The sequence below is a fragment of the Paenibacillus sp. cl6col genome, from assembly GCF_900102125.1.
GTDB classification, from domain to species: domain Bacteria; phylum Bacillota; class Bacilli; order Paenibacillales; family Paenibacillaceae; genus Paenibacillus_B; species Paenibacillus_B suaedae.
In genome coordinates this window covers 39,260-64,760 of sequence record NZ_FNAZ01000017.1, presented here as the reverse complement: position 1 = coordinate 64,760, position 25,501 = coordinate 39,260, and the positions used below count along the sequence as shown (strand labels likewise).

30 protein-coding genes and 1 other annotated feature are annotated in these 25,501 nt (G+C 41.9%); of the genes, 10 read left to right on the top strand and 20 right to left on the bottom strand.

Annotated elements, in window-relative coordinates; translation table 11 throughout:
- Positions 1 to 264, top strand: a 264-nt coding sequence (locus BLS15_RS27305) for an integrase core domain-containing protein (protein WP_139170729.1), incomplete at its 5' end; no start/stop codon positions are given.
- 32 nt (positions 265 to 296) lie between these two features.
- Here the strand turns inward: BLS15_RS27305 and BLS15_RS27300 are convergent.
- Positions 297 to 578, bottom strand: coding sequence for a hypothetical protein (locus tag BLS15_RS27300; RefSeq protein ID WP_175460854.1), 282 nt, complete (start codon positions 576 to 578; stop codon positions 297 to 299).
- 94 nt (positions 579 to 672) lie between these two features.
- Entirely contained in the window at positions 673 to 912 is a 240-nt protein-coding gene (locus BLS15_RS27295) for a hypothetical protein (protein WP_090514698.1), read from the bottom strand.
- A gap of 242 nt (positions 913 to 1,154) precedes the next feature.
- Positions 1,155 to 1,380, top strand: a binding site (T-box leader).
- Between the two features lie 307 nt (positions 1,381 to 1,687).
- On the opposite strand from BLS15_RS27295, the gene BLS15_RS27290 reads away from it, so the two are divergent.
- From BLS15_RS27290 to BLS15_RS27270, 5 genes are all read left to right on the top strand, one after another.
- Positions 1,688 to 3,025 carry a sodium-dependent transporter gene (locus BLS15_RS27290; protein WP_021255879.1) on the top strand — a complete coding sequence of 446 codons (1,338 nt, stop codon included), beginning with the start codon at positions 1,688 to 1,690 and terminating at the stop codon, positions 3,023 to 3,025.
- A gap of 148 nt (positions 3,026 to 3,173) precedes the next feature.
- Entirely contained in the window at positions 3,174 to 3,671 is a 498-nt protein-coding gene (locus tag BLS15_RS27285; RefSeq protein ID WP_021255878.1) for a MerR family transcriptional regulator, read from the top strand.
- Between the two features lie 5 nt (positions 3,672 to 3,676).
- Positions 3,677 to 4,117, top strand: coding sequence for an SRPBCC family protein (locus BLS15_RS27280; RefSeq protein ID WP_021255877.1), 441 nt, complete (start codon positions 3,677 to 3,679; stop codon positions 4,115 to 4,117).
- A 31-nt stretch (positions 4,118 to 4,148) separates the two neighbouring features.
- Positions 4,149 to 4,619 carry an SRPBCC family protein gene (locus BLS15_RS27275; protein WP_021255876.1) on the top strand — a complete coding sequence of 157 codons (471 nt, stop codon included), beginning with the start codon at positions 4,149 to 4,151 and terminating at the stop codon, positions 4,617 to 4,619.
- 26 nt (positions 4,620 to 4,645) lie between these two features.
- The gene (locus BLS15_RS27270; protein WP_021255875.1) at positions 4,646 to 5,116 is read left to right on the top strand and encodes an SRPBCC family protein; all 471 of its coding nucleotides are present in this window, start codon (positions 4,646 to 4,648) and stop codon (positions 5,114 to 5,116) included.
- Between the two features lie 156 nt (positions 5,117 to 5,272).
- On the opposite strand, the gene BLS15_RS27265 is transcribed toward BLS15_RS27270, so the two are convergent.
- From BLS15_RS27265 to BLS15_RS27195, 14 genes are all read right to left on the bottom strand, one after another.
- Entirely contained in the window at positions 5,273 to 7,684 is a 2,412-nt protein-coding gene (locus BLS15_RS27265) for a penicillin acylase family protein (RefSeq protein ID WP_090514695.1), read from the bottom strand.
- Between the two features lie 453 nt (positions 7,685 to 8,137).
- Positions 8,138 to 8,380: an acetamidase/formamidase family protein gene (locus BLS15_RS29710; RefSeq protein ID WP_254777415.1), complete on the bottom strand. Its 243-nt coding sequence runs from the start codon at positions 8,378 to 8,380 to the stop codon at positions 8,138 to 8,140.
- Positions 8,381 to 8,659: 279 nt separating this feature from the next.
- Entirely contained in the window at positions 8,660 to 9,412 is a 753-nt protein-coding gene (locus tag BLS15_RS27255; protein WP_090514692.1) for a class I SAM-dependent methyltransferase, read from the bottom strand.
- 165 nt (positions 9,413 to 9,577) lie between these two features.
- Positions 9,578 to 10,063 (bottom strand): hypothetical protein, encoded by a 486-nt coding sequence (locus BLS15_RS27250; RefSeq protein WP_139170730.1) that lies wholly within the window; start codon positions 10,061 to 10,063, stop codon positions 9,578 to 9,580.
- A 57-nt stretch (positions 10,064 to 10,120) separates the two neighbouring features.
- Positions 10,121 to 11,029: an RCC1 domain-containing protein gene (locus tag BLS15_RS27245; protein WP_090514687.1), complete on the bottom strand. Its 909-nt coding sequence runs from the start codon at positions 11,027 to 11,029 to the stop codon at positions 10,121 to 10,123.
- Between the two features lie 173 nt (positions 11,030 to 11,202).
- Positions 11,203 to 11,946, bottom strand: a complete 744-nt coding sequence (locus tag BLS15_RS27240; protein WP_090514684.1) for a hypothetical protein — start codon at positions 11,944 to 11,946, stop codon at positions 11,203 to 11,205.
- A 344-nt stretch (positions 11,947 to 12,290) separates the two neighbouring features.
- Positions 12,291 to 12,554 carry a CPCC family cysteine-rich protein gene (locus BLS15_RS27235; RefSeq protein WP_090514680.1) on the bottom strand — a complete coding sequence of 88 codons (264 nt, stop codon included), beginning with the start codon at positions 12,552 to 12,554 and terminating at the stop codon, positions 12,291 to 12,293.
- Between the two features lie 206 nt (positions 12,555 to 12,760).
- Positions 12,761 to 13,159: a DUF4259 domain-containing protein gene (locus BLS15_RS27230; protein ID WP_175460853.1), complete on the bottom strand. Its 399-nt coding sequence runs from the start codon at positions 13,157 to 13,159 to the stop codon at positions 12,761 to 12,763.
- A 144-nt stretch (positions 13,160 to 13,303) separates the two neighbouring features.
- Positions 13,304 to 13,723 (bottom strand): DUF7674 family protein, encoded by a 420-nt coding sequence (locus tag BLS15_RS27225; protein WP_175460852.1) that lies wholly within the window; start codon positions 13,721 to 13,723, stop codon positions 13,304 to 13,306.
- 238 nt (positions 13,724 to 13,961) lie between these two features.
- Positions 13,962 to 14,216, bottom strand: a complete 255-nt coding sequence (locus BLS15_RS27220; RefSeq protein WP_090514674.1) for a hypothetical protein — start codon at positions 14,214 to 14,216, stop codon at positions 13,962 to 13,964.
- 300 nt (positions 14,217 to 14,516) lie between these two features.
- Entirely contained in the window at positions 14,517 to 15,323 is an 807-nt protein-coding gene (locus BLS15_RS27215; RefSeq protein WP_090514671.1) for a hypothetical protein, read from the bottom strand.
- Between the two features lie 994 nt (positions 15,324 to 16,317).
- Positions 16,318 to 16,851 carry an SF0329 family protein gene (locus BLS15_RS27210; RefSeq protein ID WP_090514668.1) on the bottom strand — a complete coding sequence of 178 codons (534 nt, stop codon included), beginning with the start codon at positions 16,849 to 16,851 and terminating at the stop codon, positions 16,318 to 16,320.
- Between the two features lie 599 nt (positions 16,852 to 17,450).
- Positions 17,451 to 17,711 carry a DUF4240 domain-containing protein gene (locus BLS15_RS29705; protein WP_254777414.1) on the bottom strand — a complete coding sequence of 87 codons (261 nt, stop codon included), beginning with the start codon at positions 17,709 to 17,711 and terminating at the stop codon, positions 17,451 to 17,453.
- Positions 17,712 to 18,149: 438 nt separating this feature from the next.
- Complete coding sequence (locus tag BLS15_RS27195) at positions 18,150 to 19,067, bottom strand: LysR family transcriptional regulator (protein ID WP_028532040.1); 918 nt, start codon at positions 19,065 to 19,067, stop codon at positions 18,150 to 18,152.
- A 119-nt stretch (positions 19,068 to 19,186) separates the two neighbouring features.
- On the opposite strand from BLS15_RS27195, the gene hutG reads away from it, so the two are divergent.
- Together hutG and gltS are read left to right on the top strand one after the other, a co-directional pair.
- The gene (gene hutG, locus BLS15_RS27190) at positions 19,187 to 20,167 is read left to right on the top strand and encodes a formimidoylglutamase (RefSeq protein ID WP_175460851.1); all 981 of its coding nucleotides are present in this window, start codon (positions 19,187 to 19,189) and stop codon (positions 20,165 to 20,167) included.
- On the top strand, positions 20,151 to 21,341 hold the full coding sequence (gltS, locus tag BLS15_RS27185; protein ID WP_028532042.1) for a sodium/glutamate symporter: 1,191 nt from the start codon (positions 20,151 to 20,153) through the stop codon (positions 21,339 to 21,341). The genes hutG and gltS overlap by 17 nt, the downstream gene beginning before the upstream one ends.
- Before the next feature lie 208 nt (positions 21,342 to 21,549).
- Here gltS and BLS15_RS27180 read toward each other — a convergent pair whose 3' ends face one another.
- A complete protein-coding gene (locus BLS15_RS27180) occupies positions 21,550 to 21,816 on the bottom strand; it encodes a GNAT family N-acetyltransferase (protein WP_021255870.1) in 267 nt (88 codons plus the stop codon).
- A 269-nt stretch (positions 21,817 to 22,085) separates the two neighbouring features.
- Entirely contained in the window at positions 22,086 to 22,562 is a 477-nt protein-coding gene (locus tag BLS15_RS27170) for an ankyrin repeat domain-containing protein (protein WP_090514659.1), read from the bottom strand.
- Between the two features lie 424 nt (positions 22,563 to 22,986).
- Here BLS15_RS27170 and BLS15_RS27165 point away from each other — a divergent pair, with 424 nt between their 5' ends.
- Positions 22,987 to 23,358 carry a MerR family transcriptional regulator gene (locus BLS15_RS27165; protein ID WP_028532044.1) on the top strand — a complete coding sequence of 124 codons (372 nt, stop codon included), beginning with the start codon at positions 22,987 to 22,989 and terminating at the stop codon, positions 23,356 to 23,358.
- Positions 23,359 to 23,360: 2 nt separating this feature from the next.
- Positions 23,361 to 23,678, top strand: a complete 318-nt coding sequence (gene trxA, locus BLS15_RS27160) for a thioredoxin (RefSeq protein WP_028532045.1) — start codon at positions 23,361 to 23,363, stop codon at positions 23,676 to 23,678.
- Positions 23,679 to 24,102: 424 nt separating this feature from the next.
- Here the strand turns inward: trxA and BLS15_RS27150 are convergent, their stop codons facing one another.
- Both BLS15_RS27150 and BLS15_RS27145 read right to left on the bottom strand, forming a co-directional pair.
- The gene (locus tag BLS15_RS27150) at positions 24,103 to 24,492 is read right to left on the bottom strand and encodes a hypothetical protein (RefSeq protein ID WP_021255866.1); all 390 of its coding nucleotides are present in this window, start codon (positions 24,490 to 24,492) and stop codon (positions 24,103 to 24,105) included.
- Between the two features lie 103 nt (positions 24,493 to 24,595).
- Positions 24,596 to 25,483 (bottom strand): CPBP family intramembrane glutamic endopeptidase, encoded by an 888-nt coding sequence (locus BLS15_RS27145; RefSeq protein ID WP_021255865.1) that lies wholly within the window; start codon positions 25,481 to 25,483, stop codon positions 24,596 to 24,598.
- Positions 25,484 to 25,501: the final 18 nt, after the last annotated feature.

Here is a 25,501-nt window from a genome sequence, read left to right as displayed (position 1 = left end):
GACTTTGGTATGGAGCATGAAAGAATACCGCCTAGAACACCGAATATGAATGCCCATATTGAGTCTTTTCATCGAATCTTGCAAGATGATTGTTTGAATAAATACGAATTTCAAACTTATGGTGAAGCCTATCAAGTGGTGTCCGAATTCATACGGTTCTATAATGAACGCAGGATTCATTCCAGTATTAGGGATATGGCGCCAGAGAAATTTTACAGCCAGAATCAGGTGGAAGCGATTCCAATTAAAATGGTTCGAGTCTAAACGAAAATGAATGAATAAGCTAGAATTAGTGTCTATGTGTCCAAATTTATGGGGTTAATCCGCAAATGGTAATGACCATTTATATCTGAATCCGGGTACCAACCTAAATCAAAGAGTAAAGCGTCTTCACTTTCAGGAATGTACCATTTTCCATTTTTAATTTTCAGTTTAACGATCTGTAATAAATCTTCTGTGAAGAATCCCCAGTTCTCAATTAGGTAATCATTACCCTCACTAAGGATAGGATCTATATCGTAGAATTTGTTATAGGTTACGGCATAACCTGCTGGCACCTTAAGTTGCATTAGATTCAATTATCTCATCCTCTCATACATACTTTGGTCATTTGGATCAGCTACACTTAGTTGGACAGAAAAATAAGGGTTGTTTATTTTAGATGATGCCACGTTATAAATCATTGCCAATATTCAATACAGTTACTGTTATCCCAGTATTACTAGTGACAAAGTTGATTGACCACATGTGGCTTACTGACAATTTCCCACTAACTTTATCAAAAGTTCTTTTTACTAAAAACTTTTGATCTACGTTATAAATTACTGGATAAACTTTATCAAGGCCATGTTTAAGTTTAAGCTCTCTAGCCGCTTCACTTACAGATTCGCTACTTGCTTGAATCGGCTTCAATCCGAATTTCTCAACTAAATATAAGTTAGATTCAGTTATTTTTTCGGAATATTTCCCTGACTAAATATTACAATCGTTTGTGATTTTAAGTAAAGGAATATCACGGAAATAAGTCCAATAGTGTTCATTCAAAAGTATTTTTATAGCGAAAAACAAAAAATAATACATAGAAAATCAAAAATTAGTTGACACAATTTTTAATGCGTGATAAAAATGTTAATATCCATTTCGGAAAACTACATATTTGGGCTATGAAAGGATAAAGTAGTGGAAATCTCCCTATCTCAGAGAGCTGATGGTTGGTGTGAATCAGCATATAGATTATTCATGAAGTTCGTCCTGGAGCATCTTTCATAAATCTCACTTGTGAGGAAATGAAAGACGGTAGTGAATACCGTTATCAAATAAAGTGGTGAAGAATTTTGTTCACAACTAGGGTGGTACCGCGATATATATATCGTCCCTACGTATTTACGTAGGGACGTTTTTTATTCAGGTCTTACTTTTGTTGTATCTTCATAACTAGGGTGGTACCGCGATATTTTATCGTCCCTACGTATTTGCGTAGGGACGTTTTTATTTAGGTCTTACTCTTGTTGTATCTTCACAACTAGGGTGGTACCGCGATATTTCATCGTCCCTACGTATTTACGTAGGGACGTTTTTTATTTGAAAGGAAGTGGTTGTATGAGAAAGGATCCACGATAGAACAATTTGAATAAAGACCGAATCGTAATAGACAAAGAAACAGAAGAAGCAGAGAGGAGATAAAGAGATGGATTCACAGCAATGGACATCGAAATTAGGTTTCATTTTAGCTGCAGCAGGTTCTGCAATTGGTCTTGGCGCGATTTGGAAGTTCCCGTATATGGCCGGTATTGGAGGCGGTGGCGCGTTCTTTCTTATTTTCATCGGTTTCACTTTATTAATAGGTTTACCGTTATTATTGGCGGAATTTGTAATTGGAAGAAGTGCACAAAAAGAGGCTGTTGAGGCATATAGAGATATTGCTCCTAAGACGCTATGGCCGTGGGTCGGTAAATTAGGGATTGTAACCTGCTTCATATTGCTTTCATTCTACAGTGTTGTAGGAGGATGGATTCTATTATATTTGTGGAACGCAATTACAGGCAGACTATGGGAAGGAAATGGCGCGTACGAAGCAACTTTTGGTGAAATCATTTCCAATCCATATTTGGCGGTTGGAGCACAGCTATTATTTATTCTTATTACTATTTTTATCGTAAGTAAAGGTGTGCAAAACGGTGTTGAAAAAGTAAATAAATATTTCATGCCCGCACTATTTGTTTTATTCTTTGTATTAATTGTTCGAGCACTTACATTAGATGGTGCCGGAGAAGGAGTTCGTTTCTTCTTACAACCAGATTTCTCACATGTAACATCTGAAATTGTGTTATATGCGATGGGGCAATCGTTCTTCTCATTATCTGTCGGTGTAGGAGTCATGGTAACGTATAGCTCATACTTACCGAAAGAAGAAAGTTTACCGCGTTCCGCATTTTCTATCGTCGGTTTAACGCTTGTGATTACATTGCTTGCTGGACTTGCTATTTTCCCGGTTGTATTCGCATTTGGAATGGAACCATCTCAGGGGCCAGGTCTATTATTTATTGTATTGCCAGCGATTTTCAGCAAAATGGCATTCGGAAAACTATTCTTCATTATTTTCCTGTTACTATTTTTCTTTGCAACGATAACATCCGCAATTTCGATGTTGGAAATTAGCGTTGCCTCTTTAACGAAAAAAGGGAGCGGAAAACGGGAAAAAACGGCACTGATTGTTGGATTACTAATCTTTGTTGTAGGGATTCCATCGGCGCTATCATATGGCGTATTAAGCGATGTGAAATTATTTGGCAAAACCGTCTTTGATTTAGCAGACTTTACAGTAAGTAATGTTCTTATGCCACTCGGTGTATTATTAGTTGCGATCTTTGTACCGTTAAAAATGAAGAAAGATGTATTAATGAGAGAATTGGAAGTAAGTAAAAATAAAGGCTATAAATTATTCGTATTATGGTTATTCTTACTTCGCTATATAGCACCAATTGCAATTATGATCGTGTTTTTAAATGTAATTGGAGTGATTTAGAAATACAAAAGGCCCTAGCATAACGTTATGTTAGGGCCATTTCGTTATATTTTTTCCGTTACAAGAGATAACACTTGCACCTGACGTAACGTCATGTTTTATAGTATAGTTGCCGGCAAATAGATGCGCAGCACAAAAAGAGGTGATTATGGAGCAGCTTTGGAAAGTCGGAGATCTTGCTAAGCTCACAGGACTCACATTACGAACATTGAGATTTTACGATCAGATTGGCCTGTTTTCTCCTTCGGCGCATTCCGATTCGGGGCACAGGCTGTATAACCAGGCCGACCTATCGAGACTGCAGCAAATTTTGTCCTTAAAAGAGCTAGGCTTATCTCTTGAGGAGATTAAGTCCGTAGTAACCGGCGGCCATTTTAGTCCGCTGCAAATTGTGTCGCTGCAAATCGCCCGTCTAAAAGAAACGATCCAGATGCAGCAAAAGCTTTTGGCCGGATTGGAATCCGTGTCCGAACTCATGCTTTTGAAACAACCAGTGACGGTTGAAGATTTTACAAAATTATTAGAAATGATGAAAAAGAGCCAAGAAAAAGTGATCCTCGAACGTTGGATGAATTGGGAGCATCGCCTGGATCAGCTGGGCGACCTCCTCGACAAGAATACCGACGAATCGAATCAAGGGAGCTGAAAATCATGAACGAACGATCTTCCATTCATCACACTTTCGTCGTTGAGCGAGTGTACAAAGCTTCGCCAGCAAAGGTTTTTGCCTACTGGGCGAATCCTCACATGAAAGAGCAATGGTTTTCGAAAGCAGATGAGTTTGACTTCCGGGTCGGCGGTGGAGAACGCACTCAAGGTGGGCCTCCCGGCGGAGCGGTGTTTACCTTCAATGCCCGGTACCACGACATTGTGCCGGACGAGCGCATCGTTTATACCTATACGTTGGATATGGGCGAGACGCGAATTTCCGTTTCCGCAACGACCGTCGAGTTCAAGCCAGAGGGAGAAGGCACAAAGCTGATTTTCACCGAACAAGGCGTCTTTCTCGATGGCCACGATACACCGGCTCAGCGCGAGCACGGAACCAAGGAGATGATGGATAAGCTGGGTGTGCAGTTGGAGATCGACTAACCTATTCAAACTATGTAAAGGAGGAACGAGCATGACAGAAAACCATGCGGCAAATAGCGAAACCAGCTCAGCGGAAGAATACGAATTGGTAACAACGAGGGTGATAAATGCATCCCCTGCTCTCGTTTACGAAGCCTGGACTAAACCCGAGCATTTGGCACAGTGGTGGGGTCCGAACGGGTTTACAAACACTTTTCACGAATTTGATTTACGGCCGGGAGGGACATGGGAGTTTGTGATGCACGGACCGAACGGAGTTGATTATCCCAATAAAAGCGAATTTGTCGAAATCGGGCCAGAACGGATCGTGCTGCGGCACGTATGTGAACCCCATTATCAACTCACGGCAACCTTCGAGGATCTTGGCGGTACAACCAGACTAACATGGCGCCAGCTTTTCGAAGACGCTGCCGTATTCAACGCCATCAAGAAAATTTCAACTCCAGCCAACGAAGAAAATCTTGATCGGCTCGAAGCGCAGTTGCAGAAGATGTCCATCTGAGAACCTAAGGCGAGGGAGGAACGGGCATGACGGAAAACCATGCGGCAAACTGTGAAATCAGCGTAGCGGAAGAAAAGGAGTTGGTAACAACGAGGGTGATAAGTTCATCCCCTTCCCTCGTTTACGAAGCCTGGACTAAACCCGAGCATTTGGCACAGTGGTGGGGTCCGAACGGGTTTACGAACACTTTCCTCAAATTTGATTTACGGCCGGGAGGGATATGGGAGTTTGTGATGCACGGACTGGACGGAGTCGATTATCCCAATAAAAACGAATTTGTCGAAATCGGGCCAGAACGGATCGTGCTGCGGTACCTATATGACCCCCATTTTCAACTCACGGCAACCTTCGAGGATCTTGGCGGCACAACCAGATTAACTATGCGCCAGCTTTTCGAAGATGAAGCCATATTCAACGCCATCAAGGAAATCGCATCTATACACACCAAGGAAAATCTTGACCGGCTCGAAGCGCATTTGCAGAAGATGTCCATCTGAGAGCATGGGTACCTTTTCCGATAGACTCCTGCCGGCCGCGAGGCCGGTTTTTCCATGTATTCTTGTAAGCGTCACACAACCCAGCCTTACATAGCGCTATCTTAGACTGGGTCGTGTGTTGTCTTGGGAATCTATCGCATTTTTCTTCTCATTTTCTCATTCCGGCACTAATTTCAGTTCATTTCCTGCCTTTCGGTATTCATTCGGTTCGATACTCGTGACGTGGTATTGTCCGGTCGACCAGTCATCCACCTGGTCATGGTACCACTTGCTCAGCACATGTCCGGATTGGCCGGGCCCCACTACATTCATCGAACGGGTCGGATTGGACATATCGATGACCGTTCGCCACGGTGCCCCATGGGTGACTTCGCCGCTCTTTGCATCCCAACCTGCAGCCCCGACGGTGACACGGCCGCCGCCCATCGGAACAGACTTGGCATTAAAAATCAGATCCAACGGCTTCACAGCACCAAGAGGATGAGCAAAATCAACCTGATGGAACTTGCCCCACTGCCATTTGTCCGGATGTTTGCCCTGCAGCGAAACAGCCTGATCCACAGCCAGCTGGAATGCCTGCAGCGCCACCTTCTCGATTCCGCCTTTCTCGTCGATCCATGGCTCCCGCTCGCCTTGAAGCGCTCTGCGGAGCATTTCATCCTTAACAACCGATTTATTGTTAAACAGCTCCATCAAATCAGCGTTGATTTCGGATTTGAATAGCACATCATCAAAACCCTGCATCCACAGCTCAAAGCCAAGTGGTGCAGCCTGATCCGGATCATTCACTTTATTCCAGCCTTGTACAAGCGAAAGCACGTCGCGATCGATTTGCCGCAAATCCGGCGAGTCTTTGATCTTGGCAATCAACTCATCAACAAACTCTTCTGCCTGAAGGTTATGGCGGTCAAATTGAAGTTTTTCCATATCCTCTACGGTTAGCTTATCCTTGGCGGACAGCACCTGTTGGATACGCGCTTCACGGTATGGCTGGGACCAGACGTCCGTTAGATGATACGGATAGCTGTCGCCGATCACTTTATTGTTCGCCGTAGCGATATACCCTTCCTTTGGGTTCACGGTTGTGGGCAGTTCATCCCACGGGATATATCCCGTCCACTCATATTCATCCGTCCAGCCTGGTACCGGAACCGAACCGTCGCCTTTTTTGCGGATCGGAATCAGACCGTTCCCACGGTAGGCAATCGTGCCGTCCGTAGAAGCAAAAACAAAATTTTGGGCAGGTGCTTCAAAATGTGTCAACGCCTGCTTGAAATCCTCCCAATTCTGCGCTTTCGCGAACATCTGAACCGCTTCGAGCTCGGTTGTTGCATCTAAGGCGGTCCATTTCATCGCAAGCGCCGTTTCCTGCCGCTGATCATGCGCGAATTCAGAGATAATCGGACCATGCCGGGTCACGACAACTTCATACGGCACTGGAGCCTCGCCTTTCACCTTAATTTCCTCTTGATAAACCTTGGCATCTTCCCATTTACCCATATATTCGAATTGATGCGGATTACTCGGGTTTCTTTTTTCAATGTAAAGATCCTGTACGTCCGGACTCAGATTCGTCACCCCCCAGGCTATCGTGTCGTTATGCCCGAGAATGATCCCTGGAACTCCCGCAAAAATTACTCCGCTCACGTTCAGTTCCGGTGCCGAGAGATGCGTCCCATACCAGATGGACGGCGTACTTAGGCCCAGATGCGGGTCATTGGCCAGCATTGGCTTGCCGGATGCCGATTTCTCTCCCGATACGACCCAGTTATTGCTGCCGTTAAACGGATCTCGCGGAACCGCGGTAGCTGCCAGTGCTGTCAGATCGATCGGTTGGTCTTTTAGCGCTTGAATGATCATTGCCCCATCCTTCGGATAGGTTGGCATAAGCGACTGAAATTTCTCGGTGGACAGCTTCTGCGCCATTGCGTACCTAAAAGCCTGCCCCTCCCAGTTGCCTGCCAGATCATAGGCCATGTATTTGCCAATCGTCAAGGAGTCCACAGGCTGCCATTCCGCGGGTTCATACCCCAGAATCGCAAATTCGACCGGAAGTGAATTGGCGGCTTTTGCATGCTTGATGTACTTGTTGACGCCATCCGCATACCATTGCAGCACCTGTCGGGACTCTTTCGAGTAAGCGCCAAGAGAAACCTCTGCCGCACGCCGCAAACTAAACGCCCGGAAAAATTTATCCCGGTCGATAGCCTTAGCCCCCACCACTTCACTTAGCTGTCCGGAAGCCTGTCTGCGGCTCAAATCCATCTGAAACATGCGATCCTGCGCCGTTACGTAACCTTGAGCCATGTAGAGATCATGTTCGTTTTGCGCCTCGATATGCGGAACACCGGAAGCATCCCTCCATACCGTCACTTCCTTTTCTAGTCCAGAAATATTGAGTTTCCCTTGTACGACAGGCAGGCTTTTATTCACGAACCAATAAACGTATCCCCCTGCGCAGGCAAGCAAAAGAACTAAGACCAAAACAATGATTCCGGTAATGCGCGGCCAGCGTTTTTTCTTGTGACGTTTGACGCTCGGAACGGTTACAGCGGCCAAAAGCTTCATGCAGAACCCCCTCTAGACTAATTTGGATATTTGTGGATTATCAACCATTATAAGTGGTTAAGCGCTTACAAACAAGCACAATATCTATTCATAATCATATTAATGAATACTTTGTCTAATGTTCATATTTACGGGTAACGTGAAAGCCGTAAATCATCGGAAACCATATTTGCGAGAATCGATCTAATTCCTGGCTATACACGAGAAAAATGGCGATCGCTCCCGGTTCTATACCGTAGAGTGATCGCCATTTTGTCAGATAAATTGATCTTTTATAGCATGGACAGCACGGCTTTTGGAACTTTACAAACGATGCTGTAGGCGGGGTTGAACACATTGGCCACCTCGTATTCCACAGCCTGGCCCAGGAGCAGGCTTGCTTCCGAGGCAGTCAGGCCGTAGTCTTTCGTCAGTATAACCAGCATTTCTGTCGTTGCATGCTGCAGCGCTTGCTCAAGCGGCCTGGCGTTGCCGATGCAAAAACCAATGCGTGTCCGATTCGCCTCGGGGCCAACCGATTGTTTTCCCCTTCAATACTTGAACAGTGAAACGGACGTCGAGCGATATTTCCAAGCCGGTGCCTACAATTTCCCCACAGCCTTGAACGGCATGCCCGTCCCCAAGATGGAAGAGCGCCCCTCCACAAAAACCGGTATATAGAGTGTAAACACCGGCTACAAGGCCTTTATAGTCCATATTCCCGCCCTTGATACCCCTTTTTTAATCATTCGTCCGTCACTCCCTTCTATTATTTGTCTAGGTAATTGAATTTAGTCTATTCCAGCAATCTTATGATAGACCAATCCATTAGGTGTTGTGCAGTATTGGAAATTTCGTTTACATAAAAGAGACACCTCTTCCGCCTATAAGCAGATTAAAGTGTCTATAATTACATCATCTATTCTCAATACTCTTTCTCTGAATTTAACGGTAAGTGATAACTGTCCATCATAGTTAGCTTTTATCTGGTTTTGACTACAGCTTCCTCGCTTTAAAAATAGCTGTTAACGGAACCATTTGCGATTTTTTTGTCCAATCACTAAGATCGCCTGTTAATTGCAAAGTTTCGTCGTTTGTCTCCTCAATCAATTGCTCAATTACAAAACCTGCCTTCGCCAAGGCGTTTACGTAAGTAGATATTTTCCGGGAGCAGAGTAAAATATTTTTCCCATCAAGATCCCGCTCAGACCATGTTTCATCAAAATAGCTATTTTTAAAATAGACTTTACCTTCTTCAAATGCAGAGCACATATGGATATGGTGCGACCAACTGAATATAAACACCCCATCCTTTTTTAAACATGATGCAACCCTATTAAATGTACCCTGTAAATCCGTTGTCCATCCTATTGCATAAATGGAATAAATATAATCAAAATAATCTGTTGGTAGTCCGCATTCGTCCTCCATTGCCCCACAAATCAGATTTGCTGTGTAACCACTTTCTGAAAGGCATTTCGCTGCCTTCTCAATCTGGTTTTTAGAAATATCTATGCCCCAAAGCTCAGCGCCCTTGTTATTGCCATGATATTTAAGAGATTCACCGTTTCCGCAACCAATATCTAACAGTTTTTTGCCTGTTACATCACCAAATAAGTGTAATTCATTTTCCGTTAACGTATTACAACCGTAATAAGGCAGTACAATCGCTTCTAAAAAATCGTTACCGTTCTCGTCCCAATAACTCTTGTTCGTGTGGTGAATATTGCTAATATCAGTTTTATTCATATGATTACCTCCACGTAATAGAAATGATCTTACTACAATCGTTTACTATGGTTGTCGCCTGATTACAATTCCTTGCTATATGCTCCGTAATTGCTTCTTGCATTCCAGGGGCAAATGCTCCGTGCGTGAATATTATGTGATGCCAGGGACTTCGTTGAAATTACCTCAAAATATTTTTACTATTTGTCTATTTCCTTCTTCATCTTCATACTGAAAATTACTATTATCTATCCAGCCTATTATCCTCTCATAAGGTTTTATTCTCTTTATTTCTTTATATGGTAATTGAAGTGGATTGGAAAAATCATATAATACAATTTCGTATTCATCCGCCCAATAGCATCCCCCTACTACCAATACATCAATTTCGTTCGTATATTGTATTTCTGCCCAACAAAACCCCTTACCCTCGTAAAATTCCTCCGGTACAAAATCAATAACTTTCATGTCTTTTAAATTTACTATTGTATACCCTTGATAATCTTGCCCACATAGTAAATAACTCTCTTTGTCTTTCAGAACCCATTCGAACAGAAAAGTACCTATATTACGTATCAACACAATTTCATTTCCTGTGCTGCATTGTGTTACGATCACCCTAGTATAATCCCATCCTTCATTTTCTTTAGAAATAAAATATTCAATCGTCAACTTATACTCCCACATCTTTTACTATATTCTTCAATGCCCATTCCCCCTAGATTTCATCTATCGTCTCTTGTAATTGCCGGGCAGTTGGATGCCGCGCCAGCCGCTTACATCGCATTGACCATATTTATTATCACCCACAGCAACCATCCTTCCGTCAGATGTTAGGCCGAGAGAATGAGCGCAACCTGCCGCTATCGCCACAATATCGCGCCAGTTACTTACATTGCATTGGCCATACTCATTCCAACCCACAGCCTCAACCGTTCCGTCTGATTTAAGGCCGATGGTATGATAACTACCTACCGCTATCGCCACAATATCGCGCCAGTCACTTACATTGCATTGGCCATACTCATTCCAACCCACAGCCTCAACCGTTCCGTCTGATTTAAGGCCGACGGTATGAAGGTAACCCGCCGCTGCCGCCACGATGTCGCGCCAGCCACTTACATTGCATTGGCCATACCGATTATTACCCACAATCGTCACGGTGCCGTTTGATGTAAGCCCTACGGTATGCCAGTCACCCGCTGCTACCGCCACAATATCACGCCAGTCGCTTACATTGCATTGGCCTTCATTATTTCGACCCACAGCAACCACCGTACCATCCGATTTAAGCCCAACGGTACGACGCCACCCCGCCGCTACCGCTACAATATCGCGCCAGTCTTCTACTTCACATTGGTTATGTTTATTCCACCCCACTGCCTCAACCGTTCCGTCAGATGTAAGACCTACTGTATGAGCATTACCCGTATTTGTCGCCATATGTACATTTCCAGCTGCAACCATCACAATATCGCGCCAGCCGCTCACATCACATTGGCCGTATTTATTATCACCTATAGCCGTCACCGTTCCGTCTGATTTAAGACCAACGGTATGACGACGACCCGCCGCTATGGTAACTTTAGGCCACGATTTTATCTTTGGAGCTGCTTCAATCTGTGAAGTGTAATCCATGTGTTACCTCCATGAACAAGAACTATTTTGGAAATACGTTGCTTCTGTCTTATGCTCATAGGGGCTCTCAGATAAGGTTTTTGTATCTACTACGAACCCGAACCCTGGAGGCTTAAGGTACGCATGCGCCGGGTCCGACGGACTTAGCCTCGTAGGATTGTCCTGCTGATATCTCAAAATTTGTATATATGTATATTTGTATAAAGTCCTTGATAAAGATGATCTTTTAAGATTTGTTCAATATTATCATTATTATTTATAGTGGTTGTATACATTTTTTCATTGTCCTGATAAGTATATGAAAATTGCAATTCATAAACCGGATAGGTAGATAAAAAATGTGCACCAACTTCAGAACACGTTTTAGCAAATTCCTCCTTTGATAATTTTCTTTTCCCTTCCCAACCAATATGAACAACCAGTACCAGATCTCCGCTACTGTTGTGAACATATTGAATATTTCCTTTGCCAAACATATTATAATAGGCATCTTCATCAATTAATTGATGAAGAATATCGACTTTAGCCGTAGGAATAATTTCTCGAACCTCATCATTAAATTGATCTTCTGCATCAGCTTGTAATGCCCAAAACAAAAAGTCATCATTCCTCAAACCATTAAACATATTTAGGTTAACATAGAATTTAATTTCTTGTTTTTTATTTTGGGTATATACGGGAATTTTATACCAGCCATCTAATATATTGCTTATAATACTCTGACTGGGCCAACCAATACTTATATCCATATCAGAATATTTCTTTTCGAGGTAACTTACTGCTTGTTGACGGGCTACCCAATAAAAAGAAAGGTGAATCACTAATATTAGTGTAGTAATAACTAGAACTATCAATACAAATGTTTTTTTTATTTTGATCACTACTTTCGCCAGTTTCTTATAAGTTCCTGTATCCACGACAACCTACCGACTTTAGGGTTTCGCCCGAAACCCGGCCGCGATGCGGTTAGTCGGTGCGGATGTGTCCGCGATCCACTTCCCTGCCGATTGCTTCTCGGGGGCCGAGGAGCCGTCAGGATCCAATACGTGAATGCCGTGTTTAGGTGAAGTTCCTGTCTTCTTCGAGTAACCACAACCTATATCATTATTATTCTCTTTGAAAAGAGAACTAAAAATGAATTGAAAACCGTATACTTTCGGCTCATAATTTGTAGTATTGTTAGATAGGCTGTTATGAAGGTGCTGGCTTCGCAGAAATACAATTAAGTTATTTCGTTTTTCTATTAATCTCTTATAAGATCTTAAATTTTCTTTGATCCTTCATATACATCATCTTTATTTGGTTTTCTTACGAATTGTTTACATCTCTCTTCACATGCTCCGAACTTAAGGAAATTATATTGTCCCTGTCTTAATGAAGCTACATTAGCCCCACCTTCATAGTCAGGATCATCAAATTGAACTCCATCATCTTCCCAAAAACAAATCTTACAGATGGCATATGTTCCTGGCGGTTCTTCATCAAGTGTTCTATAACCACAACATGGACAAGTATATTTGTTCATTTTTTCATTTCCTTTCAATGATTTCAGCACTTTTACCTAACGTTTTTGTATCTACGAACCCGAAAGGCTTAAGGCACGTACACGCTGGGTCCGATGGACTTAGCCTCGCAGGGTTGTGAGCTACTTCTTCGCGTACACTTCTTTCGAACCAAGGACGCAGCCCGCAGCGTAGATACGGTGTTATGTGAAGTTTCCGACATCTTGAATCAACCTAACATTAATCTCCCTTCTAATTCTTTGATAATCTTTACCCATTCCTCAAATTTTTCGGATCCTTCCCTTAATCCTCTTAATTCTGATTCATCTAAGATTTTCCCTAATGCTTTTTGAGAATGTACTAATAATTCTTTGCCTTGGCCTTTATGACGGTTTATCCAGTTTTCAAGTTCTTCATCATATTCTTCATTTCCTGGTCTATCTTGCAAGGCAGCAAGTATTTCTATCGCTCCAAGTGCAATTTCTGCAGTATATGATTCTATTTCACTATCATCAAGCACCATTTCAATTGATTCAGTAATTAAACTTAAATCTTGTGTTTCTAAAAGATCCTCTACCCAATCTAAAACAGTATCATTTTCAAGAATTCCATAACCCCAAGCTCCCATGTTCATCATCCTCGCTTTTATTTATTCTTAATTTTTTTGTATTTTGGGAATTTCACTTAACTCGCCGGGTACGACGAACTTAGCCTCGCAGTGTGAATACGGTGTTAGCTGATGTCACCGACTTCTTTGAATTAACCTAAAGCTCTATTTTTCTTTTAGTGGACCTCCAACATATTCTGTATTCCCATTCCAGAAATCAATTAAGTGTTTCCACCATTTCAGTGATTCTTGTTTTAAATAGGTTTCAAAGCTCTTATAGTCTATATTCTCGTGGTCTAAATGGTGTTGAAGACTTTCTAAGAATCCTATGGTAGCTAATTCTTTTACATAATCATCTCCATTGATATGTAACTCTTCAATCACATCAAAGATTCTATTAAAATCCTCTGTCCTCTTATCTATATATAGATCAATAATAAAATGATTAAAGTCAGATACTTCTAAATAATATAGTCGTTCATCACCTGGTTCGTAATTCTCTTTGAAGTATTGCTGCGCTCTACTTCTATATGAGGGGCAAGCCTGTATTAGCAAGTCAATAATCTGTTCTTGATTTATCTTCAATGGATTCACCTACTAGAGTATATTTACATGTTTCGGTGATTTCAGATAACGTCTTTGTATTCACGACCCTCACTGGCTTAAGGGGCGAATTCCCCGGATAACGACGGACTTAACCTCGCAGGGCTGTGAGCTGATTCCGCTTCTCTGCTGACCTTATTTTGCGAACCCAGGGCATAGCCTGCAGCGTAGATAATGTGTTAGGCGACGGATCTCTGAGTTACCAAAAAACACTTCTCTTTTAATCCTCATCGCTTTTTACTTCTCGAAGGCTTTCATCATCACCTATTATTTCAAGTACTGGTTTTTCAAATGCTTTCATAACAAAATTCAAATTACTTTTTAGATCTTCTTCGTTTCCCCCACTTAGGACATTCTTGCCCCAAATCCATGATGTTGGTCTATCATTTTCATAATATACTTCACACACTTCGTAAGAATACAATTCCTCACTCCATTTTTTCTTTATTACTCTATAATTCCAATAGTTTTTCATTTATGTCTCCTTAGTTAAAGCCGTTAATTCGATAGTGAAGTCACCTATTGAATTTGTATTATCGTTTTTCAAAGAATCTTATATATAAACTTTCCACATTGATCTGCCGCCTAACGTTATTGTATCTACGAAACCGAAAAGCTTAAGGAAGCGAACGCGACCGGATCCGACGGACTTAGCCTCGCAGGGTTGTTCGATGATCTGCTCCTCTTCACTTCTTACGAACCAAGGGCAAAGCCCGCAGCGTAGATACGTTGTTATCTGAGGCTGGTGTCTACTTAGGATTAACAATCGCGAACTTTAAACTATTATTTCTAACTGGTTATTAAATAAGTTCTTCAATTTTGGAACTACCTTTTTAGTAAAACAATCATGATTATATGTCCTTATTAAGAGTACCATCCCATCAAAATCCCCATCATTTAATCCATGCTCTTCTGTATATTCTAGGAAATAGTTGTAATCAGCTGGATTTTTCTCGCTATCTGTTATTACACATGAGAACCACCAATCAGTTTTCTCCAAAGTCCCCATTATGTCTTCAGGTGATGTAGAATTAAACCATATAATTCTCTTTAGATGTTGTGGTTTCTCATACTGAAACAGCCAATCAGTATTAGTAGTTATCGTTCTACTATTAATAGACTCCTGTAGACCAAGATCTTGTTCGTGTAATTCAGTATGAAATCGAAGATTGTACAAAAGTTCCTTAATAGAATTTATTAAATCATTGTCTTCTTCTTTAAGATGTTCTAATTTCTTATCCCGAAATTCTTTTAGTAAACTTATTTTTAACTCTTCCTCATTTTCTACGGACTCAACTTGAGAATAATAGTATTTAAATAAATGATCACACATAGTTGCTTCAAGTTTCCCATCAGGATCAAATAAAACATTATAGTGAAAGCCAGACAACTCATTTTCTGCAATCATTTCTTTATGTGGTTCTAAATTTTTATCATATTCACAATAAGGGAAAAGTATTAATTGATTCTCATCATGAAATGCCATAATAATTTCTACTAATTTTGGAAAGCAGCTTGGGCCAAAACCCAGATCATATCCGTGCTCAAATCTGTATGGATACGTATTTAGAAGTAATTTCATCAACGGTTCACCCTAGTTCTCTTTTATGTTTTTAATAGTCCATACACCGGTTTCAGATAACGTTCTTGTATTCGCGAAACGACCGGGGTTATCTGCCTGATCCTACTTCTCCGTACCACCTCAGACAGACCAAGGAGCCGGCAGGCGACGCTGTGTGAAAACGATGTTATCAGTAGTTGACACTTCTCTTAACTACTTACAATAATCTATTATTACTATCAAGACTATCCCTAATAGCCCGATCAATTTGTTCTCTGGTTACAATCAGTAAGTTTGAGGTATCATAAGTATTCTTATTAGCATTCCGAAGATAATGAAGGTATCTTATAAGCCGAACAAAAGCCATTAATTTCTCTTCCGACCATGGTATTACTACACCGAATCTACCTAAAGCAGAAGCATTAATTGCTCCCCCCCATAAGGTGTTTTCTACTTACATTATTTTCTATCTCAATTACCATGAAACACCTGGCGTTGTGATTCATATGTATAATATCTTCATACTCAGGTAAGTAAACAAAATCATCATTTATTAGCCTAATATTCCGTCTATTATAGTCATACAACGATCTTATGAAAACTCCAATATCACTACGATTTAGCATTCTATCGTACTGATAACCATTGTTCTTGGGTTGCGAATGGACCTACTGCTACGTCTATTCGTGGTGCGTATATCGAGAGTCCTCGTTCATCATTCATAGAAGACCACTCTGACTCAGCGAAACAACCCCCAAATAAGATATTAAGCCGTGTAACCAAATCAGTTTGGTAGTTATGAATTTTTATTTTTCTTATGAATTTTCCTTGACTATCCCTCATCATACCTATCCTTTTAGTCAATTTCTTACAACGTTTTTGTATCTACGAACCCGAGAGGATTAAGTCGCATCACGCCGACGACGTACTTAACCTCGCAGGTTGTTTACTGGGTCACCTCCTCGAAATGCCTCTTGCAGTCTAAGGACTGCACGGCCCGATCTTAGATACGTTGTTAGACGAAGTTCCCCTCATCATCGATTAAACCTTCAACTTTAAGTCTTATATTTCTAAATTTATTAACTATTATGTTACTATCTACTTCAGTACTTCTTAGTCTTCTCTTACCTAATCTCTTATCAAACCAAGATATAGCTTTAATTATAGTATTTTGTGATATCATGGCTTCATCAATCGATAGATGTAAGTATTCTTCGATTGCTTTATAAAATTCAAATTGATTGTGTATACCTTGTATCTCCATTTCTTTATCCGCGATATTATACGCTTCATAATACGCTTTCTTCTGGTCTGGATCTCTCCAATCTAGAGAATTAGTTTTTTCTCGTATCCTATTTGCTGTAGTATTAAATTTATATCTCAACTTAACAGTACAAAAATCATGAATGATTTCATCATCAAAAGTGACCCACGATCTTCCAACCCCATCGTGAGATCTCCTATATCTTGTACTATTGAATTTGACTCGATCTTTAAGAGATTCGCATAGTTTTGATTCAAGTTGTTCTTTCATCTTGCTCCATTGCAAGTACTTCACCTCGATTTCAAGGAAATTTCGTCTAGCGTTCTTGTATTCATGAACTCGAGAGCCTTAATCCCTGACGGGGCGGTTCGCAGGGTTATTTCATCAATTTAAATCACTTGAATATCCTTAATTTTGGAATTTCATTGATTGTGTATAAATTATTCAAAATTTATCTTCTAGCAATTAGTTACCCCACATAAATCTCTAAAAATATGTTTTGTAAAATTAAGTCCCAAGGTAATAAACGATATCAAGATAACTAGAAGTAATATTAGAAACACTATAAACGCTCTCTTTACTTTTCTTCTTTGTCTATTTAATTTATAGTCTTCACTTTCTTTCCATCTATCATCTATCATTAAATTAGAAGACCTCCCAAGAATTTAAATGACCTTGTCGAATCTCACATAACGTTGTTGTATTCACGACGTCCACCTTAAGCCTCCTATGTAAGCGGATTGTCTCCGAATCTTCCCCATAATAATGGATATCTTACCTCTAGGTCTTCTTCTTCCCAATCAATTTCGATCTCTATTGGTTCAAATTTATATCCTCTGGCTTCTAATTCATCTAAAAACTCTGTATTAATTTCGTCATCATACTCAAATTCCGTTTTTTTGATAAGTGTATGCATCTGATGCCACTGATAAAATCTCTTCTAATTGAGGTGCAAATACATCTTCTTGTAAATTATCTTCCGTCAGATATTCAGCCAAATATTCAGGATTTTTTAATGCCTTATTGTATACTTCTTCTCCTCTAGAAATTAGCCAACTTCTGAAGTAGTCAAATCCATCATCGGAACATCCCCCCATTATTACGAAAGCTGCTCCCCATAATGAAGGTGTATAGGACTGATCCATCTTGTTCTTAAACTCTATTTCAGTTTTTTGTTTAACTAATTCATTGGTTAACCACTTTTTTGCGAACTTCGCAAAGACCCTATATACGGTAAAATCTACGAATTTCGCAATTACCTACAAAGTCGTGAAAATGTACGAACCTCCCTTCCTCGAAGGCAGTTACTCTCCTGCATTTCATTTTCCCCTCCCATATATCACTATTATCCGGCTGAACAGACTCATAACGAGCCGAATGGGATCGTTGCTGACATGCGTGTAAAACGCTCCGTTGTTCGAGAGTTCGGATACTAAGAAGCTCCTGAATATCCGCACTCTGTACCCGCTTTCACCTCCTCCGCCTACAGACAGATAGAAGTGTCTCTGAAAAGAACGATGTACGCACATCCTTTTTTTATTGACGATTCTTGTGCGCTTTTGTTTGAACTCATTTAAAATCCTTCATATCTCTTCAATAAGATCCGTTGCTTTATGCCTCAGCTCAAAGTTACGTTGAATCTCTTCCAAAAAGCATTGAACCGCAGGTGCCAAATACCGATTCTTCATAACCATCAAATAGACGGTACGTTCCAACGCAGGCGAATACAACGTTTTGCGGACAATCGATTCATCCTTCGGTTCAACTAAATAATTTTCTGGAATAATAGCAAGCCCAAGATTCTCTCTTACCAATGTCAAAGCGGTCTCGAACCGCTCGATTTCGAATTTGATGTTCGGTGATGCTTGCTCAAGCGCAAAGGCTCTCAAAATATCTTCTCTCGTCTGGAATCCTTCCATGCTAATAATGAAGGGTTCTTTCTCCAACTCTTTGAATGTAATGGAATCCTTCTGGGCTAAAGCGTGTTCCCGATGCAGCACTAGGACTAACCTTTCTTTATACAAAGGGAGCGATTCAATATCGTCTTCATGGATGCACTGGTTCGTAATGACGAGGTGGGTATGGTATTTCCGCAAGGAATCGACCACCGCCTTTCTGCTCAGTACCTCGAACAGCTTAATATGCATCGAAGGAAAGCGGCTGTGATATTCACGGATCACTTGGGGCACCCATTGCCTTACGGACTCGATCATGCCAATCACGAGCTCCCCTCTTCCGGTCAGCTTTACTTCCTCCATCTCTTTTTTCAAAATGTTCATTTGGGAGAGCAGGCGAATCGACTTCTCATACAACACGCTGCCCGCGTCCGTCAGTTCGATTTTTCTCGTGCTTCGTTCGAACAACGGTGATCCGACCTCATGCTCCAAGTTTTTAATAGCGTTACTTAAAGATGGCTGTGATATATGCAGTTTTTGCGCGGCTCTGGAATAGCTCAACTGATCGGCAACCGTCACAAAATAATGGAGTTGTTTGATATCCAGAACGATCTTCCTTTCTCTATTTATAGCTAAAAGCTATTAATATATTTGTATTATATATTTAAATTTATAAGAATGTCATCATATAATGAAACAACAGAATACGAGAAAGGGTGGGGTCATTGCGAAAATCGATTGGAGCCGATGTATGGGTCGGCCGAACGGATCATGCAGAGAGAAGAAGCAGCTTCCGCTACCATCAAATTGTGGAGCGGATGGAGCTGGATGCACCATGGGAAACCTTTTCTCCAAACACTTGCGCCATCATCGGATTTGAATGCGAGGAAGGCGTTCGGCGCAATCAAGGGAGATTAGGCGCAGCGAACGCTCCGAATGCGATCAGGCAAGCGCTCGCAAGTCTCCCCTGGAGTACAGCGGAAGATCATCACCTTGTCGATGCAGGAAATGTGACTTGTTCCAATGACAAGCTTGAAGAAGCCCAGGCAGCATTGGGCCATGCCGTATTTGACCTCTTTTCCAAATCCGCTACTCCCATTATTTTAGGCGGAGGACATGAGACGCTATATGGACATTATTTAGGTGTCCGTCAGCATATCGGACCAGATGCTTCACTAGGAATTATCAACATTGACGCCCATTTCGACCTACGCCCCTACGACACTCAGCCATCATCAGGAACAATGTTCCGCCAAATAGTAGAACAGGATCACAACAGCAGCTACTTTGTGCTTGGCATCCAGCGTTTCGGGAATACACAAGAATTGTTCGACAAGGCGGACGAGCTCGGTGCCCGCTACATTCTAGAAGAAGACATGCATGAAGGACAGATGGATAACATCCTTTCATCCTTACGTACGTTCATCGAACAACAAGATTATGTCATGCTCACCCTTTGTACCGATGTTCTCAATGCGGCATTTGCGCCAGGAGTCAGCGCTCCCTCTCCTTTCGGATTAACGCCGATGGTCGTTCGTACCCTTATTCGCACAGTCGCCGCTCATAAGAAAACGCTTTCTTTTGATATTTGTGAGGTGAATCCGGTTGTTGACGAGAACGGGAGAACCATAAAGCTGGGAGCATACTTGACGAATGAAGCAATCATGACATTTATGGGGAGGAACACTGATGACGCTGGCGCTTAATCAAGTGAATACGATATTTTTAGCTGTAGCCCTGCTTGTACTTGGAATCTTTTTTGTCAGAAAATCGGGAGTACTGCAAAAGTTTTGTATTCCAGCGCCTGTTGTCGGTGGACTGCTGTTTGCTATCCTAGCTACGATCCTGAAAACGACAGGTCTATTAGAAATTACCTTGGATACTTCGCTCCAAAGTCTATTCATGCTCACGTTCTTCACCACGGTAGGATTGGGAGCAAGCTTTCAACTCATCAAGTTAGGTGGCAAATTGCTCGTCATTTACTGGCTTGCCTGCGGATTCCTCGCTTTGGCGCAAAATGTAATCGGGGTTTCCCTCGCCTCCTTATTCGACATTCATCCGCTTATTGGGATGATGGCAGGAGCCGTGTCTATGGAAGGCGGACATGGAGCGGCAAGCGCATTTGGACAAACCATTGAAGATCTGGGAATCCATTCGGCATTGTCTATTGGGATCGCGTCAGCTACCTTCGGTCTTATCGCAGGCGGTCTGGTTGGCGGCCCGACGGTAAAATATTTGATAGCGAAATACAACCTGAAGCCGACGGAAACAAATGAAGAAGCAGCAGCGAGCGTAGAAGCATACGTTCAACCGATAACGACAAATTCCTTCTTCATCCAAGTGCTGCTCATTACATTCTGTATGGCGCTTGGCACGTATTTGGGAGAGCTGTTCACGTCAGCGACAGGCTTTGTCCTTCCTGGATATGTCGGAGCCATGTTCGTGGCTGTTATCGTCCGCAACATCGTGGACAAATTTAATCCGAATGCCATCGACATGAAGAGCATCAACCTAGTAAGCGACGTTACACTTGGCATCTTCCTGTCCATGGCGCTTATGAGCATCAAGTTGTGGGAAGTGGCGGATCTTGCCCTTCCGATTCTCGCCATCGTGCTGGTCCAAGTCCTCTTTATCGTTCTGTTCGGGATATTTGTTTTGTTCAGGTTGCTGGGCAAAGACTATGACGCCGCCGTGATGGTTGCCGGGTTCACCGGACATGGCCTCGGCGCCACGCCTAATGCAATGGCCAATATGGCCGCGGTAACGGAACGTTTCGGTCCTTCCCGCAAAGCGTACCTGATCGTTCCCATTGTAGGAGCCTTTCTTATCGATGTGTTTGCCATGCCGATCATCATTACGACGCTGAATTTATTTAAATAGGTTACTCAGTGCTCTTTTAGGGATCACCATTCAAAACAAAAAGACCTCCAGCCCACGATGTGGAACTGGAGGTTTTACTGTATTTGCGCAAATGCCATTACTGTTGGTTTGGAGTAAATTTTTCCTTCTGAATTTTTGTGTTTATTATGGGTCGAGACGTTGAAAGCTTGCATTTCTTTCCGAGAGATCCTATTCTACATGGATTCTGTTATAGGGTTACATATTCTGCTTCCCCATACGGCATATTTTCAATATCCATCAACATTTTTTCAAAAGCAAGTTTGCCATATCCTTTCCCTTGATAACTCTTATCAATCATAATATGCCATATAAAATAGCTCTTCTTCCCGTAAAAATCTTTATTTTCAAATGATTCATGATCCAACGTATCATAAATATACATCAAAAATCCAACCGCAACTCCATTGGCATAAATGGCAATGGGAGCCGCCGGTATCCCATCTGCGTTCAACATATGCGCGTCTGTAGACTTCCTCGCTTCCCTATGTCTCGATTTCAGAATCATACTCGAAATCAATTATACGGTCGATATATATTCCTGGATTGCGTAAGAAGCTTTCCCAAGTCATATCATGCAAAATATATACCCTCTCATGTTCAATGTCCACACTGACAAACTTGTTCAAACTTGGGCACCATGTGAAAAAGCCAAATGCGTCATAATTATCTACCTCTAACACGAGATTATACAATTCATAGTCATAATACACGAAACGCACAACATCAAAAATGATCAGTTATTGTAGTGTCAGCACCATTTTGAATGAAATATGTAACGGCCTCTAATTGCTCACCCTGCACAGCAGCAATTAGGGGTGTAACGCCATGACAATATGAATGGCTATCCGTTATGTAACAGTTGATGTCCACACCTTTACTTACAAGAAGTTCTATAAAATGATTTCTGCCGTCATAAGCACAACCGATAAGCGTGCTCTCACCTGTAATTCTTAGATCGATTCCTAAGTCAATTAGCGCGTAAGCACCTGTTTCATTGTTGAATGCAAGAGCCCTGCTAAGTGCAGAGTGTCCAACATGATTAATTGCATTTATATCCGCACCCTTAGAAAGCAAATATTCAAATAGACTACGATCTGCACATCTAGCAGCATTGACCATTACATCACTCGAGAGTATCGTGCCGAAATCAATGAATAATCTTGCAATTTCAATTTGTTCATAATCAAAAGCACATTCCAAGTAAGAATCATAACAGCTCACGGACTGATTGGGTTTAATCCATCTTGTAAAAGCAATCGAATACGTTCTATGTCACCTTCTTTTATGAGCTTTCCTACTAGCTCGGATTGTTCCATATTATCATTCATCTCCTTATTCATTAGACACAGACACAAAGATATTCATTTCTCTACTCTTTCTTAATTTCCAAGCCTCTCGCTCTCAGACTCCCATTGCTTCTCACACGATCTGAAGCTGTCCAATCCTAAGTATAACTACCGATCATGTTATTGGAATAACATTATCAATCGGGACTTAGTATTTACGATGGCCATTAGCTTGGTAAAACAACTATTTTGGATACATTACATCAAGTAGTGGTTGACCTTAACACTAGTGTCAGGGTTTATAATGAAGAAGAATCATTCGTGAAGGGGATTTGAACATGAGAATCGGTGAACTTTCCGCCCGAACTGGGGTTAGCCTTCGCTCACTACGTTATTATGAGCAGCAGGGATTGCTTACTCCCGCTAGGCATACGAATGGCTACCGCGAATATTCAACGTTTGCGGAAGAACAAGTTCGCACCATTCAGTTTTATTTAAGCCTTGGACTTACAACGGAGCAAATCGCCGGATTTCTGCAATGCGTCCTCAAGAATGAAGAAGCCTTCTGTCAAGAAGTGCTCCCGATATATGAGCAAAAGCTTGCGGAAATCGACGAGCAAATCCATCTTCTTCAATCTATAAAGTCCAATCTGCAAGAGCGCATCCGCTTCATTATGAAGGAAAGACAAACAACGAACCGGGAGGAATAACGATGAGTATATACGAAGTTAATGAACAATCATTTCGCGAATCTATTCGCGAACAAGGGGTTACACTTGTTGAATTCGGAGCAACTTGGTGCCCGCCATGTAAAGCGCTTCTGCCAATTCTTGACGAGTTGGATCATCAATATGGGGAACGGGTAAACGTAGTCAAGGTAGACTGTGACGACTCCCCTGCCATCGCGTCTGAATACCGCGTTATGTCTATGCCGACCGTCATTATGTTTCATAACGGCGAGCCGGTAGAGAAATTAGTCGGACTCCGTCCAAAAAGTGTGTATGAAGCGCTGATCGAGCGATACGCTTAATTTCAGGAGCTCCATTTCTTATGGAACAAAGAAGGGCATTTCTGTCCTGTTTTTATCCATGACTGAGCCGATCCCCGTAAAATAGACAGTAGAATAAAATGCTTTAACAGTCTTAGCTCGTGCTTCCATCGGGCTAAGGCTGTTTCGTTTTTGCTGTAACCCGCAGTGATATCTGCTTTTTCCACTACTAGATCCCTCATTCAATTCTCCAACCATGTATATCATCTTGGAACGCCGATATGCCGCTGCGTAATTTCACCATGCCTGTCTTCGTAAATAATTTCAACCTGCCGCCAAAGTAATTTTCCTGATGCATATTCACCATCACAACATCAAGGGCTCAAGCATAAAAATATACCCCCGTAAAAAACTACGTGGGGTATATTTTTTCAACAAAAAGTATTCTATTTGAGGTCTGATCCATTTAATTAATGAAATTTTGAGGAACACATTCACGAACACCAGCATTTTTCAATGAGTTAAATAAAGCTGCATCGATGATTAATATAACATTGTTGTCACTTCCATTTTCTAAATCATAGATTACCCAGTATGCGTTATCTACTGTAAAAATACATTTTCGTTCTAATTTAAATCCAGGTGGTACAATTGGAAGTGTCGCAACTGGTACACACTCGTTCGTATCTCCTTCAGCACTGATAAAATTGAAAGTTTGCTGGTCAATTTCATAGATATTAACCGGATCAATCTCCACACCTTTATCTGGAACTGTAATTTCATCTTCGACTAATAGGAAAAAGCGTTCGTTTCGAAAATTGAAAAGACATCTCGCCCCAATTTCAAATGATGCCATTATATCCATCCCCTTTTCGCAACATTTGTATAGATTTCACGTTGCTTTACATAATATGCTATATTAATAGATTCGATAACGGCACGTACCAGTCAGAAGAAAATCAAGGTTTACAACTACCTTCCAGACGCGATCCGGTGCGGCACGATCGGCGCACAAGTACGAACACCAGCAATACACAAGCAAGCCCAAGTACAAATGTAGTAATTGCGCTTCCCTCCAGGCCAAAACTGCCTCCGCTTAACCATTCGGCGCCATGCAATTCCACAACATAAATGCCCTCCGCCGGATGGCCACTTACCGCTACGCCGAATACATAGCCCTGGAACAAATTCCATGCGGCATGAAGTGCTATGGCAAAGTAAAGATTCCCGCTTCGGATCGTCATACCAGAAAAAATCAGCGAAACGAGTGCGATGTTAATTGCGCTAATCCATGTGTAGCCGCCATTCGTCATATGGCCGAGCGAGAATCCGGCCGAAATGATAAACGCCGCCCAATAGGGAGACAAACGGCTCGAGAGAAGGTGCTGGATATATCCCCTGCACAAGACTTCTTCTGAAATCCCTGCCAGAATTGAAACGATGAAGAGTTGGATGATATCGACCCGGCTCCATTGCGGATTCGACCAATCTCCTTGTAAATGTGCGATATTCAAAGTCAGCAGAATCATAATGACAGTGGTCAGCAATAAGGTACCGCATATGAAACCCGTGCACAGCCTTTTGCCATCCGGACGGGTAAGTCCGATGGAGGCTAGCGGCTGTTTATGGACAACCTTGACGGCAAACCATATGACAAGCAGAATATATAGGCCAAGTCCCTTGAACACACTTATCCATCCATCCGGGTCAGCCCCAAACCCGGAATCCTCCAACAGTGACAGGCCAAGCGTACAGACTCTCTTCCATACAAATATCGCCGCCACCACAAGCAAGATGTCCCATCCTGCCCGCAATTGATTGGATCTATTTTTAAACATATACCGCATAACTAAGCTACCTTCTTC

Excerpts from the sequence above, each read along its gene's own strand:
- BLS15_RS27290 (WP_021255879.1), top strand. The coding sequence starts at position 1,688 with ATGGATTCACAGCAATGGACATCGAAATTAGGTTTCATTTTAGCTGCA.
- BLS15_RS27285 (WP_021255878.1), top strand. The coding sequence starts at position 3,174 with ATGGAGCAGCTTTGGAAAGTCGGAGATCTTGCTAAGCTCACAGGACTC.
- BLS15_RS27280 (WP_021255877.1), top strand. The coding sequence starts at position 3,677 with ATGAACGAACGATCTTCCATTCATCACACTTTCGTCGTTGAGCGAGTG.
- BLS15_RS27275 (WP_021255876.1), top strand. The coding sequence starts at position 4,149 with ATGACAGAAAACCATGCGGCAAATAGCGAAACCAGCTCAGCGGAAGAA.
- BLS15_RS27270 (WP_021255875.1), top strand. The coding sequence starts at position 4,646 with ATGACGGAAAACCATGCGGCAAACTGTGAAATCAGCGTAGCGGAAGAA.
- BLS15_RS27265 (WP_090514695.1), bottom strand. The coding sequence starts at position 7,684 with ATGAAGCTTTTGGCCGCTGTAACCGTTCCGAGCGTCAAACGTCACAAG.
- BLS15_RS29710 (WP_254777415.1), bottom strand. The coding sequence starts at position 8,380 with ATGGACTATAAAGGCCTTGTAGCCGGTGTTTACACTCTATATACCGGT.
- BLS15_RS27255 (WP_090514692.1), bottom strand. The coding sequence starts at position 9,412 with ATGAATAAAACTGATATTAGCAATATTCACCACACGAACAAGAGTTAT.
- BLS15_RS27245 (WP_090514687.1), bottom strand. The coding sequence starts at position 11,029 with ATGGATTACACTTCACAGATTGAAGCAGCTCCAAAGATAAAATCGTGG.
- BLS15_RS27235 (WP_090514680.1), bottom strand. The coding sequence starts at position 12,554 with ATGAACAAATATACTTGTCCATGTTGTGGTTATAGAACACTTGATGAA.
- BLS15_RS27230 (WP_175460853.1), bottom strand. The coding sequence starts at position 13,159 with ATGGGAGCTTGGGGTTATGGAATTCTTGAAAATGATACTGTTTTAGAT.
- BLS15_RS27220 (WP_090514674.1), bottom strand. The coding sequence starts at position 14,216 with ATGAAAAACTATTGGAATTATAGAGTAATAAAGAAAAAATGGAGTGAG.
- BLS15_RS27215 (WP_090514671.1), bottom strand. The coding sequence starts at position 15,323 with ATGAAATTACTTCTAAATACGTATCCATACAGATTTGAGCACGGATAT.
- BLS15_RS29705 (WP_254777414.1), bottom strand. The coding sequence starts at position 17,711 with ATGGATCAGTCCTATACACCTTCATTATGGGGAGCAGCTTTCGTAATA.
- gltS (WP_028532042.1), top strand. The coding sequence starts at position 20,151 with ATGACGCTGGCGCTTAATCAAGTGAATACGATATTTTTAGCTGTAGCC.
- BLS15_RS27180 (WP_021255870.1), bottom strand. The coding sequence starts at position 21,816 with ATGTTGAACGCAGATGGGATACCGGCGGCTCCCATTGCCATTTATGCC.
- BLS15_RS27165 (WP_028532044.1), top strand. The coding sequence starts at position 22,987 with ATGAGAATCGGTGAACTTTCCGCCCGAACTGGGGTTAGCCTTCGCTCA.
- trxA (WP_028532045.1), top strand. The coding sequence starts at position 23,361 with ATGAGTATATACGAAGTTAATGAACAATCATTTCGCGAATCTATTCGC.
- BLS15_RS27150 (WP_021255866.1), bottom strand. The coding sequence starts at position 24,492 with ATGGCATCATTTGAAATTGGGGCGAGATGTCTTTTCAATTTTCGAAAC.
- BLS15_RS27145 (WP_021255865.1), bottom strand. The coding sequence starts at position 25,483 with ATGCGGTATATGTTTAAAAATAGATCCAATCAATTGCGGGCAGGATGG.